Consider the following 18,292-nt stretch of genomic DNA (forward strand, 5'->3'; position numbering starts at 1 on the left):
AAATGATAACAAGTTTGTTACAAAATACCTTTTCAAGCGCCCTTCAATTGCCCAGAAGTTCCTAAAACCCAGGAACAATGCCACGTTTTCCCAGGCAAGTTGTTACAGGTGGAGCGGTATGCTCGAACCCCACACCGACGAAAGCGGATGCCTCATGCCACACGGATACCGTGCTGAAAATTTCGACGAAACCGCGCCTTTGACCGACTCCCTGCAGGCCGCACAACCGAGCATGGATTGGGCGCAACTGGCGCAGCTGGCCACCCATTTGGGCCAAGTACCGTCAGCCCTGTGGGTGCAAGCCCTTCCCAGCGGCCCGGTGGTGTTGGGCGCCTGCGGCCTGCCGCTCGATCAGCAGGCCGCCGCCCTGGCGCTGTGCACCCACGTGGCGACAGACACCGCGCTGAAAGGCTGCCTGCTGGACGCCGCAGCGCATCCCGCCTGGGCGGTCCACCCTCTCGTGCGTTCGCAGCCCCCCGCCCGGTTTTGCCTGGTGCTGCCACTGCCTTGCAGCAGCGCGCCCCACCCTACTTGGCTCGCGCTGCTCGACCCGGCGCCCCGCAGCCTCGAGGCACTGGCGAAGGGCTTGCCGGGCTTGCAAGCGTTGGTCAACCACGCCGCGCAACTGTTTGATATAGCCCGCCAGCAACAGCGGTCGGCCCACCTGACGCAAGGGCGGGAAGAACGCCTGGACAAAGCGCTGAACGAGAGCGAAAGCCGCCTGAACCTGACCGAACACACGGCGGGTGTCGGCAGCTGGTCGTTCAACATCGCGTCTGGGCAGATTCAGCATTCGGACGAATACGCCAGCATTCTGGGCCTGGAGCCCGGGGAATCCGTGGGCACGTTGTCGGCCATGGTGGAGCGTTACACGCCGGAATGGCGCAGCGGTATCCAACAGCGGCTGGAGCGCTGCGCCCAAACCGGCGAGGCGTTCGACGAAGAAATACAGGTGCAGGTCCCCGGCATGAGTCCAAAATGGGTTCGCACCGTGGGCAACGCGGTGCGCGATGCCCACGGAAACATTCTGCGCATTCAGGGCGCGGTGCAAGACATTTCAGTGCAAAAGCAGGCGCAACAGGAAACCCTGCGCCTGGCCATGCGCCTGACCACCACGCTGGCCAGCATCACGGAAGCCTTTGTGACGCTGGACCGGCAATGCTGCTTCACCTACCTGAACCAGGAGAGCGAACGCCTGCTGCAAAAAACCACGGCCGACCTGCTGGGCCTGGAACTCTGGCACGACTTCAGCGAGGGTTTGGCACAGCGGTTGCGCGAGCAGCTCAGGCGTGCGCTCAAAAGCAACCGCCGTATCGAGCTGGAAGATTTTTTCCCCTCGCTGGGCAAATGGCTGGAGGTGCGCGCTTATCCGTTCGCCGAAGGTTTGGCGGTGTACTTTCGCGACGTCACCGAACGCCGCCGCTCACAAGAACAGCTCATGCTGCTGGAGACCAGCGTGGCCCGACTCAACGACATCGTGGCCATTGCGGAAGCGGGCTCAGGCCCGGACGACGAACCACGCATGGTGTTTGTGAACGATGCATTTGAAAAACAGACCGGCTACAGCCGCGACGAGGTGCTCGGCCAGACGCCCCGCATGCTGCTGGAACTGGACCCGGCGATGCTCAAGCTGCGGGACATGGCCAAAGGCCTGCAAGAAGCCCGCCAAGCGCGCACCGAACTCATGGTGTACCGGAAAAACGGCGCCTCGTTCTGGGTCGAGCTGGAGGTGGTTTCGGTGCAGGCCAGCGCCGAAGAGGTGACGCACTGGGTGGCGGTGGGGCGTGACATCACCCAGCGCAAGACAGCCGAAGACATGATCCGGCACCTGGCGTTTTACGACCCGCTGACCGACCTGCCCAACCGCCAGCTGCTGCTGGACCGGCTGCAAAAGGCGTTGTCGCAAAGTGCCCGCACGGGCCAGCACGGCGCGCTGATGTTCATTGACCTGGACAACTTCAAGATCCTCAACGACACGCTGGGCCACCACATGGGTGACCAGTTGCTGCAGCAAGTGGCCCTGCGCCTGACCAAGAGCGTGCGCAAGACCGACACCGTGGCGCGCCTGGGCGGCGACGAATTTGTGGTGATGGTGGACGACCTCAGCACCGACCCGGAGGCAGCGGCCTACAAGTCGCGCGCGCTGGCCGAAAAAGTGCTCACTATGCTGCGCGAGCCGTTCCAGATTGCCGGGCACCAGCACTTTGCCACGCCCAGCATTGGCGTCACCGACTTCAATGGGAAACAAAGCGATGTGAGCGAACTGCTGAAACAGGCCGACCTGGCCATGTACCAGGCCAAAGGCCTGGGCCGCAACACGCTGTGCTATTTCGACCCCGACATGCAGGCCACGGTGAGCGCCAACGCGGCGGTGGGCGCCGCGCTGCGCGTGGGCCTGCGCGAGAAACAGTTTGTGGTGCACTACCAGCCGCAGGTGGACCGCCAAGGCGTGATCACGGGTGTGGAGGCCCTGGTGCGCTGGCAGCACCCAGAAAAGGGGCTGGTCAAACCGGCCGACTTCATCCCGGTGGCCGAAGACACGGGGCTGATTCTGCCGCTGGGCATGTGGGTGCTGGAGACCGCCTGTGAGCAACTCGCCGCCTGGGCCGACTGGCCCCAGACCGCCAGCCTGAGCATTGCCGTGAACGTGAGCGTGTACCAGTTCCGCCACCCCAACTTTGTGGACATGGTCATGGCCTCGATTGCGCGCACCGGTATTCGCCCGCACAAGCTCAAGCTGGAGCTCACCGAGAGCCTGCTGGCCGACCGCATGGAAATCACCATCCAGAAAATGGGCATGCTCAAAGACCTTGGGGTCACGCTGTCGCTGGACGATTTCGGTGTCGGCTATTCGTCGTTGTCGTGCCTCAAACGCCTGCCGCTGGACCAGTTGAAAATTGACAAGGGCTTTGTGGCCGATGTGCTGACCGACCCGAACGATGCGGCCATTTCACGCGCCATCATTGCGCTGGCGCAGAGCCTGAGCTTGCAGGTGGTGGCCGAGGGCGTGGAAACGCACGAGCAGCGCGACTTTCTGGCCTACCAGGGTTGCGACCAATTCCAGGGCCATCTGTTTGCGCCCGCGCTGCCCATCGAAACGCTGGACGCGTTTTTGCGCAACCCCTCGTCCGGCATGATGGTGGCGGGCTGAAGCGGCGAAGGATCCCCGCTGCACAGTCTCAGCCGATGGCGTTCAATGCGCCGGTCCGGCAAACAGCGCCACGTTGCCACCCGCAGCGGTGGTGTTGATGGTCAGGGTCTGCTCGGCGCAGAAGCGCATCAGGTAGTTCGGTCCGCCCGCTTTGGGGCCGGTGCCGCTCAGGCCTTCGCCGCCGAAGGGCTGCACACCCACCACGGCGCCAATCATGTTGCGGTTCACGTAGACGTTGCCCACCCGGGCCGCAGTGGCCAGCGCCTGGGCGCGGCTGTCGATGCGGGTCTGGATACCCAGCGTGAGGCCGTAGCCCAGCGCGTTGATCTGCTGCATGACGGCCATCGGGTCGCCACCCCAGCGCACCACCTGCAGCACCGGGCCGAAGATCTCGGCCTGCACATCGGCAATGGCGTTCACCTCGAACATCTGCGGCGGGATCAGGTTGGGCAGCGCCGAAGCCGAGGTGGCGGCAGGCAGCAGCGGCTTGGCCTCGGCGTGCAAGCGCTGCAAGTGGCGGCCGATGCCGTCAAATGCCTCGGTGTCGATCACCGGCCCGAGATCGGTGGCCAGCTCGGCGGTAGCGCCGGCCACCAACTCTTTCGCGGCGCCCTGGACCATCTCGATCACATGGTCGGCAATGCCTTCGTGCAGACACAGCAGTCGCAGCGCCGAGCAGCGCTGCCCCGCGCTGCGAAACGCGCTTTGCACCACCGCGTCGGCCACCTGCTCGGGCAGGGCCGTGCTGTCCACCAGCATGGCGTTGATGCCACCGGTCTCGGCAATCAGCGGCACGATGGCGCCGTCTTTGGCAGCCAGCGCGCGCTGGATGATCTTGGCCACCTGCGTGGAGCCGGTGAACACCACGCCCGCAATGTCGGGTTGCGCCACCAGCGCAGCGCCCACGGTTTCGCCCGGGCCGTGCAGCAGTTGCAGCACGTTGGCTGGCACACCGGCGGCGTGCAGCAGCTTCACCGCTTCGAGCGCCACCGCCGGCGTTTGCTCGGCGGGCTTGGCCAGCACCGTATTGCCGGTGGCCAGCGCGGCCGCCACCTGGCCCATGAAGATGGCGAGCGGGAAGTTCCAGGGGCTGATGCAAACCCAGGCACCCCGGCCCTCCATGCGCAGCGTATTGCTCTCGCCGGTAGGTCCGGGCAGGGTTTGCGGTGCCATCACGCGCTCCGCGTCGTTGGCGTAAAAGCGCAGAAAATCCACCGCTTCCCGCACCTCGGACACGGCGTCGCCCCAGGTCTTGTGGGCTTCTTTCACCAGCAACGCACAGAAACGCGGCAACTGCTGCTGCAGCGCATCGGCCGCCTGGCGCAGCACGGCGGAGCGGTCGGCCGCGGGGGTGTGGTTCCAGCCGGCAAAAGCGGCCATGGCACGGGCGCAAGCCGCTTCGGCGTCGGCGGCTGTCGCTTCCTGCACGGGCACCACCGGGGTGCTGGCCAGCGCGGCCAGCAAGGTGTCGCGGTGGGAAACCACCGCCAGATCGAGTCCCTGGCTGTTGGGGCGCTGCGGGCCGTACAGGTGCAGCGGCAAAGGCAGGGCAGGTTGCGGCTCCAGGCGCAGCGGCGAAATGAGCAGCTCGTCCATGCCCACCGACTCGTCGGCCAGCTGGTGCACGAAAGACGAGTTGGCACCGTTCTCCAGCAGGCGGCGCACCAGGTAGGCCAGCAGGTCGCGGTGAGCGCCCACCGGCGCATACACGCGGCAGGCCACCATCGGGTTCTTCAGCACCTCGCGGTAAATGCCTTCGCCCATGCCGTGCAGCCGCTGCAGTTCAAACGGCACACCCTGTCGGGCCGCGAGCTGCAATATCGCCGCGATGGTGCCGGCGTTGTGCGTGGCGAACTGCGGGAAAATTGCGTCGGGCGCGGCCAGCATGGCCCGGGCGCAGGCGAGGTAGCTCACGTCGGTGTGGTGCTTGTGGGTGAACACCGGGTAGGTGGGCAAACCCAGTTCTTGCGCGCGCTTGATCTCGGCGTCCCAGTAAGCGCCCTTCACCAGACGGCACATGAAGCGGATGTTGTACTGGCGAGCCAGCGCAGCCACGTGCTCGATCAGCTCCACCGCCCGGGTCTGGTAGGCCTGCAAGGCCAGGCCCAGGCCGGTCCACTGCGGGCAGTGCTCGGCCACCAGCTGAGCCAGCGCCTCGAACACGTCGAGCGACAACTCCAGCCGGTCCACCTCTTCGGCGTCAATGGTGAGGTTCAGGTTGGCCGCCGCTGCGGCGCGGCACAGCGTCCACACACGCGGCACCAGTTCTTCCATCACCCGCTCGTGCTGCACGTCTTCATAGCGCGGGTGCAGCGCGCTGAGCTTGATGGAAATCCCATCGTTCTTGGCCGGTGAGACTTTCGGGTCAGCCCCTCGGGCAATGGCGGCCAGGGCATTCTGGTAGCTAGCGAGGTAACGCAGCGCGTCCGCGTCGGTGCGGGCACCCTCGCCCAGCATGTCAAAGCTGAAGCTCAGGTTGCCCTGCTTCTTGCGGGCCGACGTGGCCTCCTTCATGCCTTCCTCAATCGTCTGCCCCAGCACAAACTGCCGGCCCAGCAACTGCACCGCCCGCAGCGTGGCGGCCACCACAGTCTTGGCACCCAGCTTGGCCATCAGGCCGGCTTCGCCGCCCGATTCGGGCAAAAACTTCTTCGACATCGCGATCGCGGTGGACGACAGGCGCGCCAGCGTCGAATCCGCCGCACCGTCAAAGTCGGCCCGGCCCAGCTGGTCTGCGGTCAGCGCAATGGCGGTCTCCGCGTCTGGCACGCGCAGCAGCGCCTCGGCCAGCCGCATCAGCGCCAAGCCTTCAGCGCTGGAAATGGGGTATTCCTTGAGCAGGCTTTCCATGGCCCAAAACGGCGGCGGGTTGTTGCGCACCGCACGCACCCAGGGCGCCGCCACCGTGGCGGCTGCGGCCCAGTCCAGCGCACCTTGCAGCAGAGCCAGCCGCTGGGAAACGGTGGCGTTTTCGGGCCGGTAGGGGAAGGGCAGTCGGTCTGTGGTGCGGGGCATGTCGGTCTCCGAAAATCGGGGGTATTGGTGAATACCGAGATATTGACCGCCAGCCTGCCGAATTTTTATCGGTATTTTTTGCTTTAACCGGATAATTCACCAACCATGACCGACACCAGCCACGAACTCGACCGCATCGACCTGCGCATTTTGAAGGTGCTTCAAGCCGACGGCCGCATCGCCAACCTGAAGCTGGCCGAAGCGGTGGCGCTCTCGCCCACCGCCGTGCTCGCCCGCACCCAGCGCTTGCAGCGCGACGGCTACATCTTGGGCTACGAGGCCCGGCTCAACCCGCTCAAGCTCGGCCGCGGCATGATGGTGTTTGTGGAGGTGTCGCTGGACCGCACCACGCACAACGTGTTTGACGAGTTCAAGGCCGCGGTACAGGTGCACGACACCATCATGGAATGCCACATGGTGGCCGGCGGCTTTGACTACCTGCTCAAGACCCGCATGGCCGACATGGCCGCCTACCGCGACTTTGCCGGCAGCGTGCTGTGGCAACTGCCCGGCGTACGCGAGACGCGCACCTACGCGGTGATGGAAGAGGTGAAGAACAGCACGCGGCTGCCGCTCTGAGGCGGCGCTGTCCAAGCGGGCAAACGGACGGCAGGTCAGGCGCGTGGGGCCCGGCTGCCAAAAATCGCCCGCCCCACCCGCACCATCGTCGAGCCGGCCGCCACCGCCGCATCCAGGTCGTCGCTCATGCCCATGGACAAGGTGTCCAGCCCCAGGCCTTGGGCGTTCAGGTGGTCAAACAGGGCTTTGGCCTGCAAAAACACCGCCCGCTGCGCTTCAAAGCCGTCGGCTGGCTCGGGTATACACATCAAGCCACGCAGCTTCAGGTGCGGTAACTGCGCCACCGCCTCGGCCAGCGCGGGCAGCTCGGCGGGCGACACGCCCGATTTGGTGGGCCCCCCGTCCACATTCACCTGCAAACACACCTGCAACGGCGGCAACTCTGGCGGGCGCTGCTCGCTCAGCCGCTGGGCAATCTTGAGCCGGTCCACCGACTGCACCCAGTCAAAATGCGCCGCCACCAGGCGCGTCTTGTTGCTTTGAACCGGCCCGATGCAATGCCACTGAAAAACTGCGCCGGGGTGCGAAACACGCAGCGCCTGGATTTTCTCCACGCCTTCCTGGATGTAGTTTTCCCCAAAGGCGTGCTGCCCTGCGGCCAGCGCCTGGGCCACCGCATCGGGGCCAAACGTCTTGGAAACCGCCAGCAACGTGACGGCGTTCACGTCCCTGCCCGCCTGTGCACAGGCGGCTGCCATCTGGCGGTGTACCTGTTGGAGATTGTCTTCAATCGTCGTCATAATCAGTCCGTCTTACCAATACAGCACGGGACCCCGGGATGGATATCACGCAACTGCTCGCCTTCAGCGTCAAGAACAAAGCATCGGATCTTCACCTCTCGGCCGGTCTTCCGCCCATGATACGGGTGCATGGTGACGTGCGCCGCATCAACGTCGAGCCGCTGGACCACAAGATGGTGCACAGCATGGTGTACGACATCATGAACGACAGCCAGCGCAAGCAATACGAAGAGTTTCTGGAATGCGACTTCTCGTTTGAGATCGAAGGTCTGGCGCGGTTTCGGGTCAATGCCTTCAACCACAACCGCGGCGCCGGTGCGGTGTTCCGAACCATTCCCAGCAAGATCCTGACGCTGGAGCAGCTCAACGCGCCCAAGATTTTTGGCGATCTGGCGCTGCGTCCGCGTGGCCTGGTGCTGGTCACCGGCCCCACCGGTTCGGGCAAGTCCACCACGCTGGCGGGCATGGTCAACCACCTCAATGAAACCGAATACGGGCACATCCTGACCGTGGAAGACCCGGTGGAATTTGTACACGAGTCCAAAAAATGCCTGGTCAACCAGCGCGAAGTGGGCCCGCACACGCTGAGCTTTTCCAACGCCCTGCGCTCGGCGCTGCGCGAAGACCCCGACGCGATTCTGGTGGGTGAAATGCGCGACCTGGAAACCATTCGCCTGGCCATGACGGCGGCCGAAACCGGCCATCTGGTGTTTGGCACGCTGCACACGTCGAGCGCAGCCAAGACGATCGACCGGATCATTGACGTGTTCCCGGCGGAAGAAAAAGACATGGTGCGCGCCATGTTGTCCGAATCACTGGTGGCCGTGATCTCGCAGACGCTGTGCAAGGTCAAAGACGGTAGTGGTCGCGTGGCGGCGCACGAAATCATGCTGGGCACCAGCGCCATTCGCAACCTGATCCGCGAAGCCAAGGTGGCTCAGATGTATTCGGCCATCCAGACCGGCAACGGCGTGGGCATGCAAACGCTGGACCAAAACCTTTCCGAACTGGTCAAGCGCAACGTCATCAGCCCGGCTGAAGCGCGCAGCAAAGCCAAGATACCTGAAAATTTCCCGGGGTGAACATGCCCCACCCCCGTCGCTTGCCCACTGCGTGTGGCCGCATCCCCCCTCAAGGGGGCAACGCGAGTGGCCCGGCAAAGCCGGTTCCACCGCGTTCTGGGTTGGCGTGTTTGCTTCCAGCATCTCCCTCTCTCCGGAGCAAGGGTCTCGAATTTCTCACAAGGTAGCTCTTCATGGAACGCGACCAGGCATCCAAGTTCATCAACGATCTGCTCAAGCTCATGCTGAGCCGGGCCGGCAGCGACCTGTTCATCACCGCCGACTTCCCGCCCGCCATCAAGGTGGACGGCAAGGTGGTGAAGGTGTCGCCGCAGCCGCTGAACGCTTCGCACACCCTGGCGCTGGCGCGCGCCATCATGAACGACAAGCAGGCTGCAGAGTTCGAGCGCACCAAAGAATGCAACTTCGCCATCTCGCCACCGGCCATCGGCCGCTTCCGCGTGAGTGCTTTTATTCAGCAAGGCAAGGTCGGCATGGTGCTGCGAACCATTCCTGCGGTGCTGCCCACCATCGACAAGCTCGGCCTGCCCCAGGTGCTGAAGGACGTGGTGCTGTCCAAGCGCGGGCTTTGTATTCTGGTGGGCGCCACCGGCTCGGGCAAATCCACGTCGCTGGCTGCCATGGTCGACTGGCGCAACGAAAACACCCACGGCCACATCATCACGATTGAAGACCCGGTGGAGTTTGTGCACCCGCACAAGAACTGTGTGATCACGCAGCGCGAAGTGGGCCTGGACACCGACAGCTGGGAAGCCGCCCTGAAGAACACGCTGCGCCAGGCGCCCGACGTGATCCTGATGGGTGAGATCCGCGACCGCGAGACCATGGAACACGCGATCCAATTCTCGGAAACCGGTCACCTGTGTCTGGCCACGCTGCACGCCAACAGCGCCAACCAGGCGCTGGACCGCATCATCAACTTCTTCCCGGAAGACCGCCGACCGCAACTGTTGATGGACCTGTCGCTCAACCTGCGCGCCCTGGTGTCGCAGCGCCTCGTGCCACGCCAGGACAACAAGGGCCGCCACGCTGCCGTGGAAGTGATGCTGAATTCGCCCCTGATCTCCGACCTGATCTTCAAAGGCGATGTGGCCGAGATCAAGGAGATCATGAAGAAGAGCAACAACATGGGCATGCAGACCTTTGACCAGGCGCTGTTCCATGCGTTTGAGGCCAACCTCATCACCTTTGAAGACGCGCTGCGCAACGCCGATTCGCTCAACGACCTGCGTCTGCAGATCAAGCTCAACAGCCAGCGTGCGAAGACGCAAGACCTCGCCGCTGGCACCGAGCACCTCACGATCGTCTAGCGAAACACCCCCGCCGGGCTTCGCCCGCCCCCCTCAAGGGGGCAACGCGAGCGACCCGGCAACGCCGGTTCCACCGCGTTCTGGAGCAACTCCCCCTCTCTCTTGCAGGACCCTTCTGATGAGCAGCATCGCATCCAAAACCTACGAATCCGCCCCGCTGAAAAAAGTCGCGTTTCTGGGGCTCGGCGTCATGGGCTACCCCATGGCCGGTCACCTCGCGCGGGCCGGGCATGCCGTCACGGTCTACAACCGCTCGCCCGCCAAGGCCCAGGCCTGGGTTGCCGAGTTCGGTGGCGCCGCCAAGAGCTCACCGCGTGAGGCCGCAACGGGCGCCGACATCGTGTTTTCTTGCGTGGGCAACGACGACGACCTGCGCTCCATCGTGCTGGGCGCCAATGGCGCTTTCGCCGGGATGCAGCCGGGCGCCGTGTTGGTGGACCACACCACCGCCTCGGCCGACGTGGCGCGTGAACTGCATGGCGCCGCCAAAAACCTGGGGCTTTCGTTCATCGACGCGCCCGTGTCGGGTGGCCAAGCCGGTGCACAAAACGGCGCCCTGACCGTGATGAGCGGCGGCGATGAGACAGGTTTTGAAGCGGTCAAGCCAGTGGCGCTGGCGTTTTCACGCGCGTTCACCCTCATGGGCGCCAGTGGCTCGGGGCAACTGACCAAAATGGTCAACCAAATCTGCATTGCGGGACTGGTGCAAGGCCTGTCCGAAGCCATTGCGTTTGGCCAAAAAGCTGGCCTGGACATGAACCAGGTGCTGGACGTGATTGGCAAGGGCGCCGCGCAAAGCTGGCAGCTCGACAACCGCGGCAAGACCATGGTGGCCGACCAGTTCGACTTCGGTTTTGCGGTGGACTGGATGCGCAAAGACCTGGGGCTGGTGCTGGATGAAGCCAAGCGCAACGGCGCCCGCTTGCCCGTGACGGCGTTGGTGGACCAGTTTTATGCCGACGTGCAAGCCATGGGCGGCAACAGGCTGGACACATCCAGCCTGATCAAACGGCTGAAGTAAAGCCCCCCGCGCCGCCGGCGGCTCACCCCCAAGGGGGGGCGCTGGTGGTCCTTACTTGGCGGGCGCTGCTTTTTCGCTTTCAGCTGGCTTGGGCAGCAGACGCGCCAGCTCTTCTTCGCTGATGATTTCCAGCACGCGCACCACACGCTGCACGCCTTGGGTGTTGCGGGTGATTTCGGTGGCGCGGTCGGCCTCGCGCTGGGTCAGGCGCCCCATCAGGTACACCGTGCCGCGGGTGGTCAGCACCTTGACCGCAGACGCGGGCAAATCGCGCGCGTCGATCATGGCGGCTTTGACGCGGCCCGTGATCAAGGTGTCTGACGAACGCTGGGTGAGCGACGAAGCCCCCAGAACATCCAGCTCATTGACGACACTGCGCACGTTTTCCACGCCCGCCACGGTGGTTTCTGCCAGCGCTTTGTCTTGCTCGCTGGCCACTTCGCCGGTGAGCAGCACCTGGCGGTTGTAGCTGGTCACGGACACGTTGCCACGCTGGCCAATTTGTTCACGCAGGCGGTTGCCCGCGCGCAGCTCGATACCCTGGTCTTCCACCTGGGCGCCTGAGGTGCGGCGGTCGGTTGCCATCAAGGCACCGGTCATGGCGCCACCCACGATGAGCGGTGCGCAGGCAGACACCGCCGCCCCCAGCAACACAGCGCTCAGGGTGGTGGTGGCAACGCGGCGCCAGCGGTTTGGCTTCAAAGACTTCATGCGGGGTTCTCCTGTTCGTTGCTGACCGCGTCGGGCAGGCCCAGCAACTGGGCGTCCACACCGTCGCAAATACAGTGCAACACCATGTGGTGCACCTCCAGAATACGGGCCGGCACCTCGTGAGGCACACACACCAGCACATCGGTGTCGCGGAGCATTTGGGCCAGGCGGCCACCGCGCCCACCGGTGAGGGCCACCACGGTCATGTCACGTTCGTGCGCCGCTTCCACCGCCGCCAGCAAATTGCCCGAATTGCCGCTGGTGGACAGCACCAGCAACACGTCGCCGGCCTGACCCAGCGCACGCACCTGGCGGGCGTACACGGCACGGGCATCGAAGTCGTTGGCAATGCCGGTGAGCACGGCGGCGTCGGCCGAGAGCGAAAACGCGGCCAGCTCGGGGCGCTCGCGGTCGTAGCGGCCCATGAAGCTGGCGGCAAAGTGCTGTGCCGCAGCGGCAGACGGGCCGTTGCCACAAGCCAGCACCTTGCCGCCGCCCGTGACGCTGACCAGCACTGCGGTGGTGGCGGCTTCGACCACCGGGGCCAACGACTGCGCGCACTGGTATTTCAGGTCGGCGCTGTCGATGAATTGTTGTTGTATTCGTTGCAAAAGCATGGGGCGATCATAGCGGTCAGGGGGTGTATCAAAAGCTTGCGGATGCATCAAAAGCCGCACGCAGCCAGTCGATGTGCAGGGGCTCTGGCGCTTCGGCTGGCTGGGCCAGCCGACCCTGTATCAGCACCACATCAAACCGGCATGGGGGTTCTGATCCGAGTTGCAGCAAAAAGTGCCGCGCCGCCAGCACAATGCGGCGCTGTTTGGTGGCGGTGATGCTGGCAGCGGCGCCGCCCTGGCGGGCGCTGGCGCGCTGGCGCACCTCCACAAACACCAGCGTGCCATCGGCCTCGCGCATAATCAAATCGACCTCGCCGCCGCCCCGGCCCGGGGTTTTGAAGTTGCGCTGCACCAGCGCCAAACCGTGGCGCTGCAAATGCGCCAGTGCCATGTCTTCTGCGGCGTCGCCCAGGCCCTTGGTTGTGGGCTGGGCGGGCACCGGTGCCACCTGTTTTCTGGAAAACCACATTGTCTGCAAGCACTCCATCCCTGTTGGCCGCCGCGCGCGAGGCAGCCGCTCACCAGCATTATCCGCAGGGCGCGCTCTATATGGTCGCCACCCCCATCGGCAATCTGGCTGACATTGGGCTGCGCGCCTTGCAGGTGCTGTCGCTGGCCGACACCGTGGCCTGCGAAGACACGCGCCACACCGCTGGCCTGCTGCAAGGCTACGGGCTGCACAAGCCGCTGATGGCACTGCACGAACACAACGAAGCCGAGGCCGCACAAACCGTGGTGCAGCGCCTGCAAGAAGGCCAGCGCGTGGCCTATGTGAGCGACGCTGGCACCCCTGGCGTGAGCGACCCTGGCGCGCGCCTGGTATCGGCCGTGACGGCCGCGGGCCTACGCTGCGTGCCCATTCCGGGCGCGAGCAGCATCACCGCGCTGCTGAGCGTGGCGGGCTCACCGCGCACCGGCGGCTGGGACGGCCGGTTTGTCTTTGCCGGTTTTTTGTCGCCCAAGGCGGCCGAGCGGCAGCGGGAAGTTCAGCAGATGGGCGGCGACGCACGGGCCTGCGTGCTGCTGGAAGCACCCCACCGCATTGAAGCACTGGCCAAAGACCTGGCCGCCCTGGGCGAGCGCATGCTGACCGTGGGGCGCGAACTGACCAAGCAGTTTGAAGAGGTGGCGCACCTGAGCGCGGCATCGTTTCCGGCCTGGCTGCAGGCCAATGCCCACCGCACGCGGGGCGAATTTGTGTTGCTGGTGCACCCGCAAGCGGCCGACAAGGCCGACACGGGCACGCTGGACGCTGCCACCCAGCGCACGCTGGACGTGTTGCTGGCTGAGTTGCCGCTGAAAACCGCCGTGAAACTGTGTGCCGAGATCACCGGCCAGCCGCGCAACACCTTGTACGAAACGGCCCTGGCGCAGCGCAAAAGCCGGCAGGCTGAAGAAGACTGAAGGGCCGCAAGTCGTGTGCGGCGCATCAAAGCACCGCACACACCGCCGTTTCAAGGCAGCATGCGCGCCATGGGGTCGTTGCCCGAGCGCGGTGCGCCAGTGGTGCCAGGCGCGGCGGCCTCGGGCACTTCGTGGGCCTGCACGTCCACCACATCACCCAGGTCGGCCCCACGCGCAGCGGGGTGGCCGGCGCCCGCGCGGCCTGGCCACACACCGCCCGCGTAGCGCTGCGAGGTTTGCCGAAAGTGGTTGAACATGACCACGGGCGCTGGCTTGCGCCCGGTCACCAAGGCCCATAGCGAAGCCACCAGCACCACAACCAGCACCGCCAGCAAGAGGCTCAGCACAAAAACGGCGAGCGCCAGGCCCAACGCCAGTTTGAAGATGCCGCTGACCACACGGCCCAGAAAATCAGAAAAACCATTCATAGTAGAAAGAGCCCGACGGGCCAGTGGAGTTCCACAAGGATCGGCACAAAGCGAGCCGATTTGTCCAACAATGGACCGCTCAGAAGCCCAAACGGGTATTACATGGGGACAAGCGCCCCGGTTGCAAGCATTTTCTGGAATCTGCCATGGCCCTTGCCCACCCCGAACGCCTTTACCGGCCACTGTTGCTGCTGGCCTTGGCCCTGCCCCTGGCGGCCCAGGCGCTGGAACTGTCCGACGTGGCGCTGGAAGGCGAGTTGCGCTTTTTGAGCGAACGCCCCGATCCCGGCGCCTACCACTACGCCTCGCAGGTGCAGATCAGCGACGACAGCCTGTCCAGCGGCGTGGTGCAACTGACCACCTGCCACCACCAGCTGGACCCCAACGCCAAGATCGTGATCGCCTTCAACCCCCAGCGGGTGCAGCGCATTGAAATTGCGTCCACCGAGGGCGTGGAGCGTGCGCAGGTGCAAGGCCACATGGTGGAACTGACCCAGGTCAAACGCGGCGGCAGCGCCTGCATCAACCTCACGTCCAAAGCCCTGGAGCAGGTGGACGCACACACCTGGCGCCTGCACGCCGGGCCACTGATGCGGCGCTACCTCGACGGCTACCTGCCCATGCAGGCCCGCCTGGCCTTTCAGTGGCCCGACGGCCTGCTGCGCCTGAAAGGCACCCAACCTGCCGGACAACCCGGCGTCACGGTGAACAACAGCAGCACCGGCGCGCAGCTCGACCTGGTGTTTGCCGGGCGCATGACCGCCACCCTCGACCTGGTGCGCGGCACACCCTGAACACGCCGCGCTGCGGCGTGTCATGCGGTTGCGGGTGCCGGCTGCTATGCTGAGAAATGCCGCACGCATTCGACGTGTGGCTTTTTACTGCCCGTCATGAAACCGATTTACCAATACTTCTTCCGCGGCCTGATCACGTTTTTGCCCTTGGCACTGACGATCTACGTGCTGTTCCTGTTTGTCACCTGGACCGAGGGCGTGGCCATGGCCCTGATCCGCCCCGTGATTGGTGACTTTTACCTGCCCGGGCTGGGCATTGTGCTGGGCGCCGGACTCATCATCGGCTTGGGCTTTCTCATCTCGCAGCCCTACACGTCGCGCCTGCTGTCGTGGGTGGAACTGCCGTTCACCAACCTGCCGGTGGTGAAAAGCATCTATTCGTCGCTGAAGAACTTTGCCGACTATTTCGCCCCCCACGAAAAAGACGCCCAGCAAGTGGTGCTGCTGCGCATGCCCGGCGGTGAACTCTCCACCGTGGGTCTGGTCACGCGCCAGTCCATGAAAGGCCTGGCCCGGGGGCTCAACGAACTGGAAGACCACGTGGCGGTGTACCTGCCCATGGGCTACATGATCGGCGGCTACACCGTGTTTGTGCCGCGCAGCTGGACCACGCCCATTGACATGACGGTGGAAGAAGCCATGCGCTCGGCGCTGATCGCCTTCATGTCGTCCAACCGCAGCGAAAAAATCGCCGACAAAACACCTATCCAGGAAAGCGCCCAACCATGAGCATCCGCCACCTCGACGCCCTGTTTGCCCCCGCCTCGGTGGCCGTGTTTGGCGCCTCCGAGCGCCCGGGCAGCGTGGGTGGCACGGTGTGGCGCAACCTGCTGGGCGACGGCACCAGCGGCTACCGCGGCCGGCTCTACCCGGTCAACCCCAAGCACAGCCACCTGAACGGCAGCACCGCCTACCCCAACGTGGACGCACTGCCCGAGGCGCCCGACCTGGCCGTCATTTGCTCCCCACTGGCCACCGTGGCGCCGCTCATTGCAGCGCTGGGCGCGCGTGGCACGCGGGCGGCCATTGTGGTCACCGCCGGGCTCAGCCAAGCGCAAAAGCAGGCCATGCTGGACGCGGCCAAGGTGCACACGCTGCGCATTCTCGGCCCCAACTGCATCGGCATGCTGGTGCCCCACCTGGGCCTGAACGCCAGCTTTGCCCACATCGGCGCGCTGCCGGGCGACCTGGCTTTTGTGTCGCAGTCGGGCGCGCTGGTCACGGCCATGCTCGACTGGGCGGGCTCGCGCGGCATCGGGTTTTCGCACTTTGTCTCGCTGGGTGAACGCGCCGACGTGGACTTTGGCGACATGCTCGATTTTTTGGGCACCGACCCCAAAACCCGCTCCATCCTGCTTTACATCGAAAGCATCGACGAGGCACCCAAATTCATGTCGGCAGCCCGCGCAGCCGCCCGCAACAAGCCGGTGATCGTGGTCAAGGCCGGGCGCTCGGCTGCTGGCCAGCAGGCCGCTGCCTCGCACACCGGCGCGCTCGCCGGTTCTGACGCGGTGTTTGACGCGGCCATTGCCCGCGCCGGCATGCTGCGCGTGGACACGCTGCACGAGCTGTTTCTGGCCGCTGAAACCCTCTCGCGCTTTCGCGACGGTCCTTCTGGCCAACTGATCGTGCTCACCAACGGCGGCGGTGCCGGCGTGATGGCGGCCGACGCCGCGGCCACCGAAGGCGTGCCGCTCGCGCCGCTGGACAGCGCCATGCTGGCCCGGCTGGACGCCGTGCTGCCCGCCAACTGGTCGCGCGCCAACCCCGTGGACATCATTGGCGACGCACCCGCCGCGCGCTACCAGGCCGCGCTGGAAGCGCTCTCGCACGAGACCGACAGCGCCGTGCTCTTCATCCACGCGCCCACCGCCATCGTGCCCAGCGCCGAGATTGCGCAGGCACTGCTGCCGCAAGTCACCGCGCAGCCCCGGCGCGTGCTGGGCTGCTGGCTGGGCGACGCCGCCGTGGCTCAGGCCCGCCACACCTTTCGCCAGGCCGGCGTGCCCGACTTCAACACCCCCGAAGAAGCGGTGCGCGCGTTTTCTTTTCTGCGCACCTACCGCCTGCACCAAGAAGCGCTGCTGCAAACCCCACCGGCACGCAGCGCCGCCCAGCCGGTGGACTTGCCGCGCCTGCGCGCCATCGTGGACGCCGTGCTCAGCAGCGGGCGCGAACTGCTGACCGAGCCCGAAGCCAAAGACTTTCTGGCCGCCGCCGGGCTGCCGGTGGTACCCACCCAAATCGTCGGCACCGACCCCACTGAAGCCGTGGCCGCCGCCGACGCCATGGGCTACCCCGTGGTGGTCAAAATTTTGTCGCACACCATCAGCCACAAGAGCGACGTGGGCGGCGTGCGCCTGAACATTGGCAGCGCCAACGAACTGCGCGAGGTCTGCACCAGCATGCTGGCCCGGGTACGCGAACTGCGGCCCGACGCCGACGTGCAAGGCTTCACAGTGCAGCCCATGGTGCGCAAAAAGCACGCCCACGAACTCATCATCGGCGCCAGCGTCGACCCCATTTTTGGCCCCGTCATCTTGTTTGGCGCCGGCGGTACGGCGGTGGAAGTGCTGGCCGACCGCGCACTCGCCCTGCCCCCGCTGAACACCCCGCTGGCGCTGGCGCAAATCAACCGCACCCGCATCGCCAAGCTGCTGCAGGGCTACCGCGACGAACCCGCCGCCGACACCAACGGCATCGCCCAGGTGCTGGTGGCCGTGTCGCAGTTGCTGGCCGACGTGCCCGAGCTGGCCGAACTCGACATCAACCCCCTGCTGGCCAACCACGAAGGCGCCGTGGCGCTGGACGCGCGCGTGCGGGTGTCGGCCGCGCGCCCGGCGGGTGCGGCCCACTTCGCCATCCAGCCCTACCCGCAGCATCTGGTGGAAAGCTGGGCCTGGCAGGGTGAGGCGATCACGCTGCGCCCCATTCGCCCGGAAGACGAAGCCCAGCACCGCCGTTTTCTGGAGCAGCTGGACCCGGAAGACATTCGGCTGCGCGTGTTTTACAGCCGCCGCAGCATCGAACACAGCGAGCTGGCGCGACTCACGCAGATTGACTACGCCCGCGAAATGGCCTTCATTGCCACCCGGCCCCTGTCCGATGGCAGCGAAGAAACGCTGGGCGCGGTGCGCGCCTCGGTGGACCCGGACAACGAAACGGCCGAGTTCGGCGTCATCGTGCGCTCCGACCTGAAAGGGAGCGGCCTGGGCCACCGGCTCATGAGCAAAATGATCGAGCACCTGCGCGCGCGCGGCACACAGCGCCTGGTGGGCACGGTGCTGCGCGTCAACACCGGCATGCTGGAACTTGCGCAGTCCCTGGGCTTCCAAGAACGCAGCGACCCTGGCGACCCGGACGACCACCAGGTGCGCTACGTGTCGCTGGAACTGCAAACCAACACGGAAGCCCGCGCTGTTTGAACCTGAACGGCCGCG

General features: G+C 65.3%; 15 protein-coding genes. 9 read left to right on the top strand and 6 right to left on the bottom strand.

The window, feature by feature from the left end; all coding sequences use genetic code 11:
- The first annotated feature begins 118 nt into the window (after positions 1 to 118).
- Positions 119 to 3,151, top strand: coding sequence for a sensor domain-containing protein (locus AC0GNR_RS09960; protein WP_472900801.1), 3,033 nt, complete (start codon positions 119 to 121; stop codon positions 3,149 to 3,151).
- A gap of 42 nt (positions 3,152 to 3,193) precedes the next feature.
- Here AC0GNR_RS09960 and AC0GNR_RS09965 read toward each other — a convergent pair whose 3' ends face one another.
- Positions 3,194 to 6,166, bottom strand: a complete 2,973-nt coding sequence (locus tag AC0GNR_RS09965) for an L-glutamate gamma-semialdehyde dehydrogenase (protein WP_472900802.1) — start codon at positions 6,164 to 6,166, stop codon at positions 3,194 to 3,196.
- 105 nt (positions 6,167 to 6,271) lie between these two features.
- Here AC0GNR_RS09965 and AC0GNR_RS09970 point away from each other — a divergent pair, with 105 nt between their 5' ends.
- On the top strand, positions 6,272 to 6,745 hold the full coding sequence (locus AC0GNR_RS09970; RefSeq protein WP_472900803.1) for an Lrp/AsnC ligand binding domain-containing protein: 474 nt from the start codon (positions 6,272 to 6,274) through the stop codon (positions 6,743 to 6,745).
- Between the two features lie 35 nt (positions 6,746 to 6,780).
- Here AC0GNR_RS09970 and AC0GNR_RS09975 read toward each other — a convergent pair whose 3' ends face one another.
- Positions 6,781 to 7,485, bottom strand: a complete 705-nt coding sequence (locus AC0GNR_RS09975; RefSeq protein ID WP_472900804.1) for a YggS family pyridoxal phosphate-dependent enzyme — start codon at positions 7,483 to 7,485, stop codon at positions 6,781 to 6,783.
- 38 nt (positions 7,486 to 7,523) lie between these two features.
- On the opposite strand from AC0GNR_RS09975, the gene AC0GNR_RS09980 reads away from it, so the two are divergent.
- From AC0GNR_RS09980 to AC0GNR_RS09990, 3 genes are all read left to right on the top strand, one after another.
- A complete protein-coding gene (locus AC0GNR_RS09980) occupies positions 7,524 to 8,567 on the top strand; it encodes a type IV pilus twitching motility protein PilT (protein WP_472900805.1) in 1,044 nt (347 codons plus the stop codon).
- 173 nt (positions 8,568 to 8,740) lie between these two features.
- Positions 8,741 to 9,877 (top strand): PilT/PilU family type 4a pilus ATPase, encoded by a 1,137-nt coding sequence (locus tag AC0GNR_RS09985; RefSeq protein WP_472900806.1) that lies wholly within the window; start codon positions 8,741 to 8,743, stop codon positions 9,875 to 9,877.
- 118 nt (positions 9,878 to 9,995) lie between these two features.
- Positions 9,996 to 10,898: an NAD(P)-dependent oxidoreductase gene (locus AC0GNR_RS09990; RefSeq protein ID WP_472900807.1), complete on the top strand. Its 903-nt coding sequence runs from the start codon at positions 9,996 to 9,998 to the stop codon at positions 10,896 to 10,898.
- 51 nt (positions 10,899 to 10,949) lie between these two features.
- On the opposite strand, the gene AC0GNR_RS09995 is transcribed toward AC0GNR_RS09990, so the two are convergent.
- Genes AC0GNR_RS09995 through AC0GNR_RS10005 form a run of 3 tightly spaced genes read right to left on the bottom strand, consistent with a single transcriptional unit; the run spans position 10,950 to position 12,695 of the window.
- Positions 10,950 to 11,609: a BON domain-containing protein gene (locus tag AC0GNR_RS09995; RefSeq protein ID WP_472900808.1), complete on the bottom strand. Its 660-nt coding sequence runs from the start codon at positions 11,607 to 11,609 to the stop codon at positions 10,950 to 10,952.
- A complete protein-coding gene (locus AC0GNR_RS10000) occupies positions 11,606 to 12,226 on the bottom strand; it encodes an SIS domain-containing protein (RefSeq protein ID WP_472900809.1) in 621 nt (206 codons plus the stop codon). The genes AC0GNR_RS09995 and AC0GNR_RS10000 overlap by 4 nt, the downstream gene beginning before the upstream one ends.
- Positions 12,227 to 12,254: 28 nt before the next feature.
- The gene (locus AC0GNR_RS10005) at positions 12,255 to 12,695 is read right to left on the bottom strand and encodes a YraN family protein (RefSeq protein ID WP_472900810.1); all 441 of its coding nucleotides are present in this window, start codon (positions 12,693 to 12,695) and stop codon (positions 12,255 to 12,257) included.
- Here AC0GNR_RS10005 and rsmI point away from each other — a divergent pair.
- A complete protein-coding gene (gene rsmI, locus AC0GNR_RS10010) occupies positions 12,695 to 13,630 on the top strand; it encodes a 16S rRNA (cytidine(1402)-2'-O)-methyltransferase (protein ID WP_472900811.1) in 936 nt (311 codons plus the stop codon). The genes AC0GNR_RS10005 and rsmI overlap by 1 nt on opposite strands.
- Before the next feature lie 50 nt (positions 13,631 to 13,680).
- Here the strand turns inward: rsmI and AC0GNR_RS10015 are convergent, their stop codons facing one another.
- Positions 13,681 to 14,058 (bottom strand): hypothetical protein, encoded by a 378-nt coding sequence (locus tag AC0GNR_RS10015; protein ID WP_472900812.1) that lies wholly within the window; start codon positions 14,056 to 14,058, stop codon positions 13,681 to 13,683.
- 146 nt (positions 14,059 to 14,204) lie between these two features.
- On the opposite strand from AC0GNR_RS10015, the gene AC0GNR_RS10020 reads away from it, so the two are divergent.
- The 3 genes from AC0GNR_RS10020 (at position 14,205) to AC0GNR_RS10030 (ending at position 18,277) form a co-directional block, all read left to right on the top strand.
- The gene (locus tag AC0GNR_RS10020) at positions 14,205 to 14,852 is read left to right on the top strand and encodes a hypothetical protein (protein WP_472900813.1); all 648 of its coding nucleotides are present in this window, start codon (positions 14,205 to 14,207) and stop codon (positions 14,850 to 14,852) included.
- A 96-nt stretch (positions 14,853 to 14,948) separates the two neighbouring features.
- Entirely contained in the window at positions 14,949 to 15,581 is a 633-nt protein-coding gene (locus tag AC0GNR_RS10025; protein WP_472900814.1) for a DUF502 domain-containing protein, read from the top strand.
- On the top strand, positions 15,578 to 18,277 hold the full coding sequence (locus AC0GNR_RS10030) for a bifunctional acetate--CoA ligase family protein/GNAT family N-acetyltransferase (RefSeq protein ID WP_472900815.1): 2,700 nt from the start codon (positions 15,578 to 15,580) through the stop codon (positions 18,275 to 18,277). Before AC0GNR_RS10025 ends, AC0GNR_RS10030 begins: the two co-directional genes overlap by 4 nt.
- Positions 18,278 to 18,292: the final 15 nt, after the last annotated feature.

The organism is Hydrogenophaga sp. LT287 (assembly GCF_055702805.1).